8 protein-coding genes and 1 pseudogene are annotated in these 15,542 nt (G+C 63.2%); 5 read left to right on the top strand and 4 right to left on the bottom strand.

Translation table 11 applies throughout. The annotated features are described in order from the left end of the window. Positions 1-15: 15 nt before the first annotated feature. The 3 genes from L0U83_RS05035 (at position 16) to L0U83_RS05025 (ending at position 3,864) form a co-directional block, all read left to right on the top strand. Positions 16-879 (top strand): efflux RND transporter periplasmic adaptor subunit, encoded by an 864-nt coding sequence (locus L0U83_RS05035; protein ID WP_201700768.1) that lies wholly within the window; start codon positions 16-18, stop codon positions 877-879. Between the two features lie 282 nt (positions 880-1,161). Beyond that, complete coding sequence (locus L0U83_RS05030; protein WP_233881155.1) at positions 1,162-1,797, top strand: hydrogenase maturation protease; 636 nt, start codon at positions 1,162-1,164, stop codon at positions 1,795-1,797. 168 nt (positions 1,798-1,965) lie between these two features. Then, positions 1,966-3,864 carry a propionate--CoA ligase gene (locus L0U83_RS05025; RefSeq protein ID WP_233881153.1) on the top strand — a complete coding sequence of 633 codons (1,899 nt, stop codon included), beginning with the start codon at positions 1,966-1,968 and terminating at the stop codon, positions 3,862-3,864. A 36-nt stretch (positions 3,865-3,900) separates the two neighbouring features. On the opposite strand, the gene L0U83_RS05020 is transcribed toward L0U83_RS05025, so the two are convergent. From L0U83_RS05020 to L0U83_RS05010, 3 genes are all read right to left on the bottom strand, one after another. Further along, a complete protein-coding gene (locus L0U83_RS05020) occupies positions 3,901-4,719 on the bottom strand; it encodes a 5'-methylthioadenosine/adenosylhomocysteine nucleosidase (RefSeq protein ID WP_233881151.1) in 819 nt (272 codons plus the stop codon). A 43-nt stretch (positions 4,720-4,762) separates the two neighbouring features. Continuing rightward, positions 4,763-7,171: a UvrD-helicase domain-containing protein gene (locus L0U83_RS05015; protein ID WP_233881149.1), complete on the bottom strand. Its 2,409-nt coding sequence runs from the start codon at positions 7,169-7,171 to the stop codon at positions 4,763-4,765. Between the two features lie 227 nt (positions 7,172-7,398). Then, positions 7,399-11,073: a helix-turn-helix domain-containing protein gene (locus L0U83_RS05010; RefSeq protein ID WP_233881147.1), complete on the bottom strand. Its 3,675-nt coding sequence runs from the start codon at positions 11,071-11,073 to the stop codon at positions 7,399-7,401. Between the two features lie 208 nt (positions 11,074-11,281). On the opposite strand from L0U83_RS05010, the gene L0U83_RS05005 reads away from it, so the two are divergent. Beyond that, complete coding sequence (locus L0U83_RS05005; protein ID WP_233881145.1) at positions 11,282-11,797, top strand: hypothetical protein; 516 nt, start codon at positions 11,282-11,284, stop codon at positions 11,795-11,797. Positions 11,798-12,206: 409 nt separating this feature from the next. Here the strand turns inward: L0U83_RS05005 and L0U83_RS05000 are convergent. Then, positions 12,207-12,454: pseudogene (locus tag L0U83_RS05000) on the bottom strand (DNA helicase II); the annotation flags it as partial. Positions 12,455-12,623: 169 nt separating this feature from the next. On the opposite strand from L0U83_RS05000, the gene L0U83_RS04995 reads away from it, so the two are divergent. Further along, the gene (locus L0U83_RS04995; protein ID WP_233881141.1) at positions 12,624-15,491 is read left to right on the top strand and encodes a valine--tRNA ligase; all 2,868 of its coding nucleotides are present in this window, start codon (positions 12,624-12,626) and stop codon (positions 15,489-15,491) included. Positions 15,492-15,542 lie beyond the last annotated feature (51 nt).

Raw genomic sequence — 15,542 nt, 5'->3', positions numbered from 1 at the left:
CGAATCAACCGAATCATGACAATCCGCAACCTCATTGGCTTTATCGCGACGGCCATCATCTTCGTCGTCGCCATTCTGGTCGGGCGCGTCCTGTGGGTTCACTACATGGACGAGCCGTGGACCCGCGACGGCCGCGTGCGCGCCGAAGTGGTGAACATCGCCCCCGACGTCTCGGGCGCCGTGGTCGAGCTGCCCGTGAAGGACAACCAGTTCGTGCACAAGGGCGACCTGCTCATGCAGATCGACCCGTCACACTATCAGATCGCCGTCGAGCAGGCCGAGGCCGCCGTGGCCGCGCGCAAAGCCGAGCTGACCATGCGCCAGGACGACGCGCGCCGCCGCGCCGACATGGACAGTGAAGTGGTCTCGCAGGAAAACCGCGAAAACGCTTCGCACACGGCAAACTCGGCACAGGCGCAGTACCAGCAGGCAATCGCCGCGCTCGACGCCGCCAAGCTGAACCTCGAACGCACGCGCGTGGTCTCGCCGGTGGACGGCTACATCACGAACCTGCAGGTGTTCCAGGGCGACTACGCGATCTCGGGCCAGGCCAAGCTCGCCGTGGTGGACAGCCATTCGTTCTGGGTCTACGGCTACTTCGAGGAAACCAAGCTGCCGCACGTGAAGGTGGGCAACAAGGCCGACATCAAGCTGATGAGCGGCGGCACGCTCGAAGGCCACGTGGAAAGCATCTCGCGCGGCATTTACGACCGCGACAATCCGCAAAGCCGCGAACTGCTCGCCGACGTCAACCCGACCTTCAACTGGGTGCGCCTCGCGCAACGCGTGCCGGTGCGCATCCACATCGACAAGGTGCCGGACGACATGGTGCTCGCGGCCGGGACGACCTGCACGGTGGTCGTGAAGCCGGGTACGTGATGACGCGGTGACGGACCAGGCTGTCCGCGCACGCGCCGCCAGCCGGATCATGCAAAAGCGCACGCGAAAAGGGGAACGCCAGTTTGGCGTTCCCCTTTTTTGTTGTTGGGCGTGGACAGAGTGTTAGCGACTCCCGCACATTGATCTGACGGAAAATCGATGAGTATTGCAAAACATTGGCTCTAGCACGATAAAACCTATCTCGATTGATACACGTCAACAGAGGTTTCTCGAATTACTCAGATTATTCCTATTCGCTCACTCTCCCTAGCAACCATCAACGTGATCCCTCGCCTACATCGACCTCACGAAATCGGCAACATACCGCAGGCAACGCGCGGCGACGGCGCGGTGCGCGCCCTTGCTCGCCGCGCATTGACCAGGCTCGGGAACCGTCAGGCCCTCGCGCCGCAACGGGTGGTCGTGCTTGGCCTCGGCAATGTTCAATGGGGCGATGCTGGCGTGGGCGTTCTCGCACTTGAGCAGTTGAAGACGAATTGGCAATGCCCCGCCCAGGTCGAACTCGTCGAAGGCGGCACGCGCGGCCGGGCACTCTTGCCCGTCGTCGAATCCACGCAGCGTCTGATTGTTCTCACTGCATTCGATTTCGGGCTCGCACCAGGCGCGCTTCGCGTACTCACCGGCGACGCCGCAGCTGAACGTCTCTACATGCGTCGTCCGAGCCGCCCAGGCATGGGTTTCGCCGACGCGCTCGCCTGCGCGCAGTTGAGCGGCCGCTCGCCGCGCGAGTTTGTGCTGATCGGCGTGCAGCCGCATGACAGCGACTGTTACGGCGCGAGCTTGTCGAGCACGGTGCGCGCGCAACTCGATGCCACTGTCGAAGCCGCGCGGGGCTGGCTGCACCGCTGGCGCGCCGCCCCACTTCCGCGCCTCGCGCATCCTGACATGCGCGGCTGAACGCCACGCGAGAGCCATCATTGGGCGTCTGCGGGAGAACCCGCGGGAGAACCCGCGTTGCTCGCACGCATTGCACTGCACTATCCTGAAAAACTGCGCCAGATCTGGCCCACTGCGCCGGCACACTGCGACGGCCGCCTGCACCATCAGCACGGGAGGAAGGGAGTCATGCGTTACCGCGATTTTCACCGCGAGTCGGTCGCGAACCCCGACGACTTCTGGCGCCGCGAGGCCGGGCGCATCCATTGGCAGACGCCGTTCGACCAGGTGCTGGACCGCTCGAACCCGCCGTTCGCCCGCTGGTTCTGCGGCGGGCGCACGAACCTGTGCTTCAACGCCGTGGACCGCCACCTCACGTCGCGCGCGCACCAGAATGCGCTCGTCTACGTCTCGACCGAAACCGGCATCGAGCGGCGCTACACCTATGCCGACCTTCACGCCGAAGTGAACCGCATGGCCGCCGTGATGCGCTCGCTCGGCGTGGCGCGCGGCGAGCGCGTGCTGATCTATTTGCCGATGATCCCCGCGGCCGTGTTCGCCGTGCTCGCCTGTGCGCGTCTGGGCGCGATCCACTCGGTGGTGTTCGGCGGTTTCGCCGCGCCGAGCCTCGCCGCGCGCATCGACGACGCGAAGCCCGTGCTGCTCGTGAGCGCCGACGCCGGCGCGCGCGGCGGCAAGGTGATCGACTACACGCCGCTCGTGGACGAAGCGATGGCGCGCGCCGAATTCGCGCCGCCCAAGGTGCTGCTGATCGATCGCCAGCTCGCGCCCGAGCGGCTGAACGCGCCGTATCTCGTCGACTACGAGCCGCTGCGCGAGCAGCACTACGACGTGCAGGTTCCCTGCGAATGGCTCGAATCGAACGAGCCTTCGTACATCCTGTACACCTCGGGCACGACGGGCAAACCCAAGGGCGTGCAGCGCGACGTGGGCGGCTACGCCGTGGCGCTCGCGGCTTCGATGGAATACATCTTCGAAGGGCGCGCCGGCGACACCATGTTTACGGCGTCGGACATCGGCTGGGTGGTGGGTCATAGCTACATCATCTATGCGCCGCTGCTCGCGGGCATGACCACGGTGATGTACGAAGGCACCCCGGTGCGCCCCGACGGCGGCATCTGGTGGCGCCTCGTCGAGCAGCACCGCATCAACCTGATGTTTACCGCGCCCACGGCCATTCGCGTGCTCAAGAAGCAGGACCCGGCGCTGCTGCACTCCGCCGATCTTTCGAGCCTGCGCACGCTCTTTCTCGCGGGCGAACCGCTCGACGAGCCCACGGCGCAATGGATCTCCGAGGCGCTCGGCAAACCCGTCGTCGACAACTACTGGCAGACCGAGACCGGCTGGCCGATGCTGGCGATCCAGCGCGGCGTCGATCCACTGCCGCAGAAGCTCGGCTCGCCAGGCGTGCCCTGCTACGGCTATGACCTCGTGCTGCGCAACGAACATACGGGCGAGCCCTGCGCGCCAGGCGAGAAAGGCGTGATCACGCTCGGCTACCCGCTGCCGCCCGGCTGCATGCAGACCGTGTGGGGCGACGACGCGCGCTTCGTGAAGACGTACTGGGAAAGCGTGCCCGGCCAGCAGGTGTATTCGACCTTCGACTGGGGCGTGCAGGATAGCGACGGCTACGTGACGATCCTCGGCCGCACCGACGACGTGATCAACGTGGCGGGCCATCGTCTTGGCACGCGTGAGATCGAAGAGGCGATCTCGTCGCACGCGGCGGTCGCGGAAGTGGCCGTGGTGGGCGTCAACGATGCGGTGAAGGGTCAGGCCGCGCTGGCCTTCGTCGTGCTGCGCGATGCGAATGCGGCAGCCAATCCCGCCGACGCGGAAAAACTCGCGCTCGCGCTAGCCGTAACGGTGGATCGCCAGTTGGGCGCGATCGGCAGGCCCGCGAAAGTGCACTTCGTGCCGATGCTGCCGAAAACGCGCTCCGGCAAGCTGCTTCGCCGAGCGATCGCGGCCCTCGCCGAAGGCCGCGACCCGGGCGACCTGCCGACCATCGAGGACGCCTCCGCGCTTCAGTCGATTCGCGAAGCGGTCAGCGCGGGCGACGGTTGACGCGGGAGCGGCCGTCTGGCGCGGCGATAGCGCGCCTTATCGCGCGAGCGGCCGGTAGCCCGCGAGAAAGCGCTTGAGGATACCGGTCGAATACGTGCCCGCGATATCGGTGAGGAAGCTCGAGAACGAGGTGCTCGCGTGCTCATCCGCGGTATCGGAGATCGTGCGGACTACCGCGCAGGGCACGTCGTACTCGTAGCAAACCTGGGCGATCGCCGCGCCCTCCATCTCGACGGCGAGCGCATCGGGCAACAGCGCGCGCAGCGCGCCCACAGCGGCCGCGCTCGCCACGAACTGGTCGCCGCTGATCACGAGCCCGCGGTGCACCTGCGGCAACGCGGTTGCGAGGCGCGGCAGCGCGGCCTTGAAGCGCGCAGCCAGATTCAGCCCCTCCTCCGCGATGAAGCGCTCGCAGGCGGCGGCAAGCGCATCGGCCAGCGCGCGGTCCGCGTCGAAGCGCGAGCGCGCGAGCAGCGGAATCTCGTAACGCGGAAAGAGTGGCTCGGCGTTCATGTCATGCTGAAGCAGCGTGTCGCCCACCACCACGTCGCCCACATGCACGTTCTTGCCCACGCCGCCAGCAACGCCCGTGAAGACGATCGCGCCCACATCGAACGCATGGATCAGCGCGCTCGCCGTGGCGGCGGCGGCCACCTTGCCGACGCGCGCGAGCGTCACCACGCAGGGCGCCCCATGCACAGTGCCGAGGTGATAGTCACGCTGGCCAAACGTGCGCGTGACGACGCCCGATTCAGCCTGCATCGCCGCGATCAGATCGCCGAGTTCCTGAGGCAGCGCAGCGAGCACGCCGAGCGGGCGGGCGGCCGTACCGCTCGCCTGGGTCGAAGAGTTCATCGTTGAATGTTGTCCGTCTGGTTCGTTAGAGGCTTAAGCGCACTCACTCCACCGGCTGCAGTTTGGCCACCGCCAGCGCGAGCCACTTCTCGCCGTGACGCTTGAACCGCACCTGCGCCTTGGCGTCGGTGCCGCTGCCTTCGAGCGCCGTAATCGTGCCTTCGCCGAACTTCGTGTGGAACACGCCCTGGCCCACACGGAAGCCCGTTTCGGCTGCGCGCTGCTCGTTGGCAAACGCGGGCGCCGGGCTCTTGTCCGCGATATAGGCGTCGCGCTCGCGGCGGCCGCCGCCGTAGTTGCTACCCGCGTTGCCACTCCCGTTGCCGCCCTCGCCGCCGCCGCCCGGCCGCGCAAACCAGTCGCGGCCCCAGCCTGCGTTGTCGGAGCGCCCGCCCCAGCGCGAACCCGCCTCGACCTTGGGCGTGAGCCACTTGAGCGACTCCTGCGGCAGTTCGTCGAAAAAGCGCGAGCGCACGTTGTAGCGCGTCTGGCCGTGCAGCAAGCGGCTCTGCGCGAACGAGATGTAAAGCCGCTCCTTCGCGCGCGTGATCGCCACGTACATCAGGCGGCGCTCTTCTTCCAGGCCGTCGGCTTCCATCGCGCTGTTCTCGTGCGGGAACAAGCCCTCTTCGAGACCGGTGATGAAAACCGCCGTGAATTCGAGGCCCTTCGCGGCGTGCACCGTCATCAGTTGCACGGCGTCCTGGCCCGCCTGCGCCTGGTTGTCGCCGGCTTCGAGCGATGCATGCGAGAGGAAGCCCGCGAGCGGCGTCATGACGTCGGGGTTCTGCGCGGGGTCGGTGATCGTGGGCGCGTCGAGCACTTCGATCTCGCCGTCCTGCGAGACGATCTCGGGCACCGCGCTCGCGCCGGGACGCAGCGGAATCGAGCGAGCGGGCGTGTCGAGGCCGTAGCCCGCCTCGCTCACGAACGCCGTGGCCGCATTCACGAGTTCCTGCAAGTTCTCCAGCCGGTCCTGACCTTCACGCTCGGTCTGATAGAACTCGGCGAGGCCGCTCATGCGCACCGTGTATTCGACGGTTTCCGGCAGGCTCATCTGCGCCGTCTCGGCGCGCATCTTCGCGACGAGATTGGCGAACGAACCGAGGCTCGTGCCCGCCTTACCGGTGACGTACGGAATCGCCGCCGCCATCGAGCAGTTGTAGAGGCGCGCCGCGTCGGCCAATTGCTCGATCGAGCGCGCGCCAATGCCGCGCGTGGGGAAGTTCACGACACGCGCGAACGCCGTATCATCGTTCGGGTTGTCGATGAGGCGCAGATACGCGAGCGCATGCTTTACTTCCTGGCGCTCGAAGAAGCGCAGGCCACCATACACCTTGTACGGCACGCCCGCGTTCACGAGCGTGTGCTCGATCGTGCGCGACTGCGCGTTGCTGCGGTAGAGAATGGCGATCTCGTTGCGCGCGAGTCCCTGGTTGATGAGCGCACGAATCTCCTCGACGATCCAGCCCGCTTCCTGTGAGTCGGTCGCCGATTCGTACACACGCACCGGCTCGCCGTGGCCCGCATCGGTGCGCAGGTTCTTGCCCAGGCGGCGCGAGTTATGCGCGATCAGATAGTTAGCCGCATCGAGAATATGGCCGTGCGAACGGTAGTTCTGCTCCAGCTTGATCATGTGCTTCACGCGGAACTCATTCTCGAAGTCGCGCATGTTGCCGACGTTCGCGCCACGGAACGCGTAGATCGACTGGTCGTCGTCGCCCACCGCGAAAATCGCATTGCCCGGCCCCGCGAGCAGCTTGAGCCACGCGTACTGGAGCTTGTTGGTGTCCTGGAACTCGTCCACCAGAATGTCGCGAAAGCGCCCCTGATAGTGCGCGCGCAGCGGCGGGTTGTACGCGAGCAGCTCGTAGCAGCGCAGCAGCAGCTCCGCGAAATCGACCACGCCTTCGCGCTGGCACTGCTGGTCGTAGGCCTCGTAGAGTTCGACGAACTTGCGGTTGAAGTCGTCGCTCACGTCCACGTCCTTCGGACGCAGGCCCTGCTCCTTCGCGTTGTTGATGAAGTACTGCAGGTTCTTGGGCGGGTACTTCTCGTCGTCGACGTTCAGGCCCTTCATCAGGCGCTTGATGGCCGAGAGCTGGTCCGCCGTGTCGAGGATCTGGAAGGTCTGCGGCAGGCCGGCGTCGCGGAAATGCGCGCGCAGCATGCGGTTGCACAGGCCGTGGAACGTGCCGATCCACATGCCGCGCGTGTCGATGGGCAGGAGCGCCTGCAGGCGCCCCAACATTTCGCGCGCGGCCTTGTTCGTGAAGGTCACGGCCAGAATGGTGGACGGCGAGGCCATGCCCTGCTGGATCAGCCATGCAATGCGCGTGATCAGCACGCGCGTCTTGCCGCTGCCGGCGCCCGCGAGGATCAGTGCGGGTTCGTTGGGCAGCGTGACGGCGGCGAGCTGTTCGGGATTCAGATTGGTGAGAAGGTCGGGCATTTTTCTGAAGAGGCAGCGGATCGTTCCGCATTATAGGGTCCGCCGGCAGAAGGCATTAAGCGACGGCGAAGTCGTCGCACGGGCGTTTGGGCGCCGCGCGAGTTCCCTCTCAGATTGCGCGACGCCAGGTTGCATCTGCCGAAAATCGCCGGCGGGAAGATCACGAACGTGAGGGTTGAGCCCGGTATTCGCGTCCTTGCCTCCCCGCTCGGGCAGCCAATGATAGATCAACGGCTTCGCAGAACGGCCTCCACAGATGCCAATGGTATTTCGAACAGATCGGCGATGAAGCCCGAACTCAGCAGATTTCGTCGCGAAAGCATTCGGATCTCTGCTTTGTCCTGTTCGCTCAGAGGCACGAGCGACGGAATAGTGGACGGCGTGCCGCCGGGCGCAGGTGCCGCTGAAGTCGACGGGACGATCGGATCATCCGAGGGAGCGACAAGCGGTGCGTCGTATTCCGACAATCTTTCGACAGCTGCGGGATTGACGTGGAGCTGGGTCGCGACGCTATTCGGAGTCTGCCCCGACGCCAGGGCGTTCAGCGCCTGCTTCTCCTGCTCCATCGTGAGCGGTCGAGCCCACTCGAAGCCGGTGTCGTGCGGCACCGTGGATGAAGAGGAACCCGCCACGGGAGAGCTGGAGCGCGGGACGATAGAACCCAACTCGAACTCGTTCTCAACGACCGTCACCGTCGATTCTGACAAGCCGGTGGCCCTCGCCAGTTCTTGGGTGGTAAAAGTGTGCTCAGGATCGTTGAGCGCCCGAACGAGATCTTGCAACTGGCTCGGCATAACCGAGTCCATGGTTTTCTCGCGAAATTCGTTTGCGAGGCTGTGAGCTCTCCAACGCGAGATACCCAACTTCTCGGCAACGTCCTCTCTGGTATAGCCCTTGGCGAACATGTCCGTGGCGAGAGCCGACTCTTCACTGCCAAAATGAATGTCATGCGTGCCCTTTGGCACGCCCTCACGCAGGCGATCAAGATATGCCCGAGAGACGCGTAGCGTAGACATCACCTGCTCTGGTGTTTCGCCTTGATTCAAGAGCTCGATAGCCAAAGAATTCCTCGCGAATCGTTGCTGGTTCGCGATCCCTAGTATGGTCTCTATCGGCAAACCCAGATCCTTCGCGATATCCTTGGGCGCCAGACCTCGATCCAGTCGCCAAAGCGCGGCCGAACGATTGGCTGGGGACGTGTCCCACCACGACCTTTGATATGTATATGAGTTGACGTTGGCGTAGATATCCATGACTTTTTTCCTGGAAATACCGACTGCCGCAGCGATGTCCGGCACCGACTCTCCGCGATTTCTCAGATCGAATATTTTGTCGATCTGCTCCTTTGTCGCGCCTGCCGTGAACGTTGCTCGTGTTGATGGTCCCGCCGTCGATGTTCCCGCCGTCGATGTTCCCGCCGTCGATGGTCCCGCCGTCGATGGTCCCGCCGTCGATGTTCCCGCCGTCGATGTTCCCGCCGTCGATGGTCCCGCCGTCGATGTTCCCGCCGTCGATGGTCCCGCCGTCGATGGTCCCGCCGTCGATGGTCCCGCCGTCGATGGTCCCGCCGTCGATGGTCCCGCCGTCGATGTTCCCGCCGTCGATGGTCCCGCCGTCGATGTTCCCGCCGTCGATGGTCCCGCCGTCGATGGTCCCGCCGTCGATGGTCCCGCCGTCGATGGTCCCGCCGTCGGCGATCCCTGCGACTGTGTCGCGGTGGGCGGCCTGTACGACCTGAAGTCTTTTTGCCACTTAATTCGCGATACGGTGGCCGTTGATACGCCATTGGTTTTAGCGATATCGGTAACGGACACACCTTCATTCAGCGCGTTGATTATTTCCGCCTTCATAGCCGGCGTCACTTTCCGAACACGCAGAGAACGAGCGTGATCCGCTGGCATTTCCTTCCTTATATTAATCACCGAAGCGCGCGATATTCCCACCTGTGTTGCGATCTGAGCGTCCGAGTACTTTTGTTCATCGATAAGCCCGCGCACCCGCTCACGAATCTCTGGGGTGATCTTGACTCGATTCACCGCATTTCTCGCGGGAGTTATGCCGTTATCTTTCGCGAGCTTACTGACAGCAGCACGGGAGATGCCCAGTCTCTCCGCTATTTCGGCACGCAACAGCTCCCCATCTCTCAGGAGTCCTAGCGCTTCCTCCCGGGTCGCGGGCGTGAGGCCAAGGCTACGGAGCGAATCCGGTGCCGTCAGGCCGATACCTTGTTCTTTTGCTATTTTTTGAATTGTGGATGGCGAAATCCCAAGCTCTTCAGCGATACCTCGACGGGACACGTCGCCTTCATTCAGCAACGCAATGACTCTCTGTCGCATTGCTTCACTGATCTTACCGCCGCCTTGTAGCCCGACGTCGCCGTGCAGCTCCCAAGTATTTGTCGCCTCATCTAGCCGAACCGGAAATTGCGGCCTGTAGCGATTCTCCTTGTCGAATACCCGCCAGGTAGAGTTGTCATTGTCGAAGCGAACGTGGTACACGTTACCTCCCAACTCGACAAACCTGTCGCCTTTGGCGTCCTCCAGAACGCCGGGACGGCTACCCTGATGCAGGTTGGCAAGACTCACGTCTTTAGCAGCGTAAGTAACAAGTGACCCATTGGAGTCGAGGCCTACGGCGTCGTGCGCGAGCATGCTGGTAGGGTCGACCGGGGGGCCTGCTTCTCCCAACGCTTTTTTCGTCAACGCCTCTGCGGCCTCTTTGGCTTGCGGACTCATGGCCGAACCCTCCGCCGTTTCCCTGACAATGCGTTCAGCTGCGTCGTCGACGAGACCTTTCGCGGCAGCGCGCACGCCCGCGGCCGCTGCGTTATCCAGTTCCGCCGATCTTGCCGCCGCAGCGACCGCTCGCACTGCGCTGGCCGACTGCTTGATGGCGCCCGCGCCGGTGAACGCCCCCATTATCATTCCGCCGAACTCGAGTCCCATGCGAACGTTATCAGGCAAGGTCGAAGGTATGAGGTCAGCCATCGGCCCGATAGGCGATAATTCAAACATGATACGCATGACGCCCTCCAATACCTGCGACGCCAGCTTCTTCGCTTTTGCTTCGGGCGTGATGGAGTAATTCTTGTCGCTGGCGTCCTTCAGCACCGCGGTGTACTTGTCGTTTAGATCGCGGATGTAATCGGGACCAACAGGTGGCAGGTTCGCCAGAATGTCAGTGTATCGCTTGGGTCCGCTCACAGACTCCGCATTCAAAGGCTTACTCACCTGAGCATGCCAGTCATAGAGTTCGTTGCGCAAAGACTCCGAATCGTGCATGCGCTGTGTGAACGCCAGAACGATTCTATCTTTCAGATCATCTTGCCCCGGGGTCATCTGAAAGAGCTGGCGACCTATCAGTTCATAGCGCGTTGCTGGGTCGGTCTGAGCTCGAGCCGCTTGCAAAATGCGGTCGACTTCTTGATTGGCCTCTGCCCATCGCCCACGTTCCAAAAAACGGGCAATGTTCAATGAGAAATTGACTTTTGCCTGCATTGAGCTCTTTAACTCCGCGGCTTTCGACAGTATCGCCCTGCGTTCGGTTGAGTTGGCTGCATCGAGAAAATCTTCGCGAAATCGTTCGAGCAAATCGACGCGCTGCCGATCAAACTTGTTCAAATAGCCCTCTCCCATCGGAGCATTGAAGATTCCGAGCGTTCGGTCGACGGGATCGTTGATCGCGCGATTGTATTCACTTCGGATGGAGCTTTCCAGGACGGAGAACTTCTGTTCTATTTCGACGCGCTTTACGCCATCGGTCTCGAGCTGGTAGGACGCCCCCAATGCCGCGAGCGCACCGCTATAAAATTCGCGTTGGCTCTGCGGGAGATCCGAGAGCATTCCCTGCACTTCGACCTGTCTCTGTTCATACCGAACCACATCCGGCGGATAGCCCGTCATTATTCGAGGCAACGTCTGCTCGAGCTTTCTCGCAAGGCGCTGATTGGTGTCGATGTTCTGGCTAACGAAGCCATCACGCGTGTCGAATTCCTTATTGAGTTCCTTGAACTCGTCTATTGTCGCGCCGGTTAGCGTTTGCGTGCCCGCGTGTGTTTCCGCGGTCGTCCGAGCCGTGCTGGAGGGATTCGACGCATTGCGGGCGCCGGGAATGTTAAGCGAGACGGGCGCACCGTGGACGGAGGTCGGCGTGGACGTATTCGACGTATTCGACCCATTCGACCCATTCGAGGCATTCGAGGCATTCGACGCATTCGACGCATTCGACGTGTTCGACGTGTTCGGCGTGTTCGACGCATTCGACGTGTTCGACGTGTTCGGCGTGTTCGACGTGTTCGACGTGTTCGACGTGTTCGGCGTGTTCGACGTATTCGACGTATTCGACGTATTCGACGCATTCGACGCATTCGACGCATTCGACGCATTCGACGCATTCGACGTATTCGACGTATTCGACGTATTCGACGCATTCGACGCATTCGACGCATTCGACGCATTCGACGCATTCGACGCATTCGACGCATTCGACGCATTCGACGCATTCGACGCATTCGACGCATTCGACGCATTCGACGCATTCGACGCATTCGACGTATTCGACGTATTCGACGTGTTCGTCATATCGTTCGACAGCGCGAGAGACGTCGGGACGCTTTGCGACGTCTGACCGGCCTTGGAATCACCCGCCGCGTTCGTATCGCCGGCTGCGCCAGATGAGGTCGAAGTGTCGGCACCCTGGTTTGATGACGAAGCGCTTTGCGCTGGCGTGGACGATGCCTCGCTGACGCCAGACGACGCGCCTTCGGCGCTCTGCGATTGTCCTGCATCTGCACCGGAAGCCTGAGAATCGTCGCGCACCGGCGACGTCGAATTGCTCACAGGGGTGGACATATTTCTGCACTCCATCAAAAAGGAGAAGACCGGGCGAACGATCAAACACTCGCCGCCACAGAGTCATTGCAGCATGTCCAGTGCCCCCCCATGTATTAGACATTCACAGCCGCAGAGACTAGTCACCCCGACGCGGCCGCATCGCCAAACGACATCGCCGATGCCGCCCCTCCGGCTTCTTTCCCCGGATTGCGCGAGAGGAGTGCGTGACAGCGCCGCAGCAGTTCCGCCAAATCCACCACACGCTCGCGCGGGTACCGCTGGTCGCAGGCACCGTATAGCTCGACGAACTTGCGGTCAAGGTCGTCGTTGGGATTGACTTCCTTCGGACGCGGGCCTTGTTCCTTCGCGATGTTGATAAAGTGCTGGGGTTTTTCGCCGGATATTTCCCGTCGTCGATCTTCAGGCCCTTCATCAGCCGGCGGACGGCAGAACACCGTTATCAGTGCGCGCCGACGCCGCGGCTTGCGTGGCCCCGGCGCGGCACGTCGGCGCTAGCGAATGCGCCGCGCACCGGTTCGCCTCGGCTGGCGCGTCGGCTCCGACAGGACTTCCCCTTATAATCGAATGTTTCCGCATCCTTTTTTCGGCAGATTCCACCCATGAGCGACAGCACGCTAGCGAAAAGCTTCGAGCCCCAGACGATCGAGGCCCACTGGGGCCCGGAATGGGAGCGTCGAGGCTACGCCGCCGCGACCTTCGAGCCCGGCCGCAACAATTTCTCGATCCAGTTGCCGCCGCCCAACGTCACCGGCACGCTGCACATGGGGCACGCGTTCAACCAGACGATCATGGACGGCCTCGCGCGCTACCACCGCATGCTCGGCGAGAACACGCTGTGGGTGCCGGGCACAGACCACGCAGGCATCGCCACGCAGATCGTGGTCGAGCGCCAGCTCGATGCGCAGAAAATCTCGCGCCACGATCTGGGCCGCGAAAAATTCGTCGAGCGCGTGTGGGAATGGAAGCAGCAGTCGGGCTCGACCATCACGGGCCAGGTGCGGCGTCTCGGCGCGTCGATCGACTGGTCGCGCGAATACTTCACGATGGACGACAAGATGTCGGCCGCCGTGCGCGACGTCTTCGTGCGCCTCTATGAACAGGGTCTGATCTATCGCGGCAAGCGCCTCGTGAACTGGGACCCGGTGTTGCTCACCGCCGTCTCGGACCTCGAAGTGGCGAGCGAAGAGGAAAACGGCAACCTGTGGCACCTGCGCTATCCGCTCGCGGACGGCTCGGCCACGCTGACGGTCGCCACGACGCGTCCGGAAACCATGCTCGGCGACACGGCCGTCATGGTGCACCCGGAAGACGAACGCTATGCGCACCTGATCGGCAAGATGGTCAAACTGCCGCTCACCGAGCGCGAGATCCCCATCATCGCCGACGAATACGTGGACCGCGAGTTCGGCACGGGCGTCGTCAAGGTCACGCCCGCGCACGACTTCAACGACTACCAGGTGGGCCTGCGCCACGGCCTGCCGATGATCGAGATCCTCACGCTCGACGCGAAGATCAACGACAACGCACCCGCCAAATACCGCGGCCTCGACCGCTTCGAGGCGCGCAAGCAGGTGGTCGCCGACTTTGAGGCGCTGGGTCTGCTCGACTCGGTCCAGCCGCACAAGCTGATGGTGCCGCGCGGCGACCGCACGGGCGTGGTGATCGAGCCGATGCTCACCGACCAGTGGTTCGTGGCGATGACGAAGCCCGCGCCCGAGGGCACCTTCAACCCCGGCAAGTCGATCACCGAAACCTCGCTAGACGTGGTGCGCAACGGCCAGATCAAATTCGTGCCGGAGAACTGGACCACCACTTACTACCAGTGGCTCGAGAACATTCAGGACTGGTGCATCTCGCGCCAGCTCTGGTGGGGCCACCAGATCCCGGCATGGTACGGCGAGAACGGTGAGATCTTCGTCGCGAAGAATGACGAAGAAGCACGCGCACAGGCCGACGCCAAGGGCTACAAGGGCGCATTGAAGCGCGACGAAGACGTGCTCGACACGTGGTTCTCGTCCGCGCTCGTGCCGTTCTCGTCGCTCGGCTGGCCGCAGGAAACGCCGGAACTCAAGGCCTTCCTGCCCTCCTCCGTGCTCGTGACGGGCTTCGACATCATCTTCTTCTGGGTGGCGCGCATGGTCATGATGACCACGCACTTCACCGGCAAGGTGCCGTTCGACACGGTCTACGTGCACGGCCTCGTGCGCGACGCCGAAGGCCAGAAGATGTCGAAGAGCAAGGGCAACACGCTCGACCCGATCGATATCGTCGACGGCATCGACCTCGAAGCGCTCGTGGCCAAGCGCACGACCGGCCTCATGAATCCCAAGCAGGCGGCGACCATCGAAAAGAAGACGCGCAAGGAGTTTCCGGACGGCATTCCCGCGTTCGGCACCGACGCGCTGCGCTTCACGATGGCCTCCATGGCCACGCTTGGCCGCAACGTGAACTTCGACCTCGCGCGCTGCGAGGGCTATCGCAACTTCTGCAACAAGCTCTGGAACGCCACGCGCTTCGTGCTGATGAACTGCGAAGGCCACGACTGCGGTTTCAGCAAGCCGGGCGCGTGCCAGCCGGGCGATTGCGGCCCCGGCGGCTACACGGACTTCTCGCAGGCCGACCGCTGGATCGTCTCGCTGCTGCAACGCGTGGAAGCCGAAGTCGCGAAGGGCTTCGCGGACTATCGCTTCGACAACGTGGCCAACGCCATATACAAGTTCGTCTGGGACGAATACTGTGACTGGTATCTGGAACTGGCGAAAGTGCAGATCCAGACGGGTACGCCCGAGCAGCAGCGCGCCACACGCCGCACGCTGCTGCGCGTGCTGGAAACGGTGCTGCGTCTCGCGCATCCGGTGATTCCGTTCATCACCGAAGCGCTGTGGCAGAAAGTGGCGCCGCTCACCGACGCGTACCCGCAAGGCGCTGCGGAGGGCGTTGCATCGATCATGATGCAGCGGTATCCGCAGGCCGAGCAGAAGAAGATCGACGAAGCCGCGGAACAGTGGGCCGCCGACCTGAAGGCCGTGATCGACGCATGCCGCAACCTGCGCGGCGAGATGGGCCTCTCGCCCGCCACCAAGGTGCCGCTGCTCGCCACGGGCAACGCTGAGCGCCTCGCGACGTTCGCGCCCTATGCGCAGGCGCTTGCCAGGCTTTCGGAGGTCCAGATCATCGCCGACGAAGCCGCGCTCGACGCAGCCTCGGCAGGCGCGCCAGTTGCTATTGTTGGGACGGACAAGCTCGTGCTGAAGGTGGAGATCGACGTAGCCGCCGAACGCGAGCGCCTGTCGAAGGAAATTGCCCGACTCACCAATGAGGTGACAAAGTGCAAGGCCAAGCTAGGAAATGACAGTTTTGTAGCAAAAGCACCGCCCGTAGTCGTTGAGCAGGAGCAGAAAAGACTGGCAGAATACCAGGCAACGCTGGACAAACTGACCGCACAACTCACGCGGTTGCCGGCCTGAGCGCCATATCGGCCAAGGGCTGTAACGCGTGACGCCGCACCCGCGGCGTCA

The organism is Paraburkholderia flagellata (genome assembly GCF_021390645.1).
GTDB lineage: Bacteria > Pseudomonadota > Gammaproteobacteria > Burkholderiales > Burkholderiaceae > Paraburkholderia > Paraburkholderia flagellata.
This window is presented reverse-complemented; position numbering and strand designations above follow the sequence as displayed.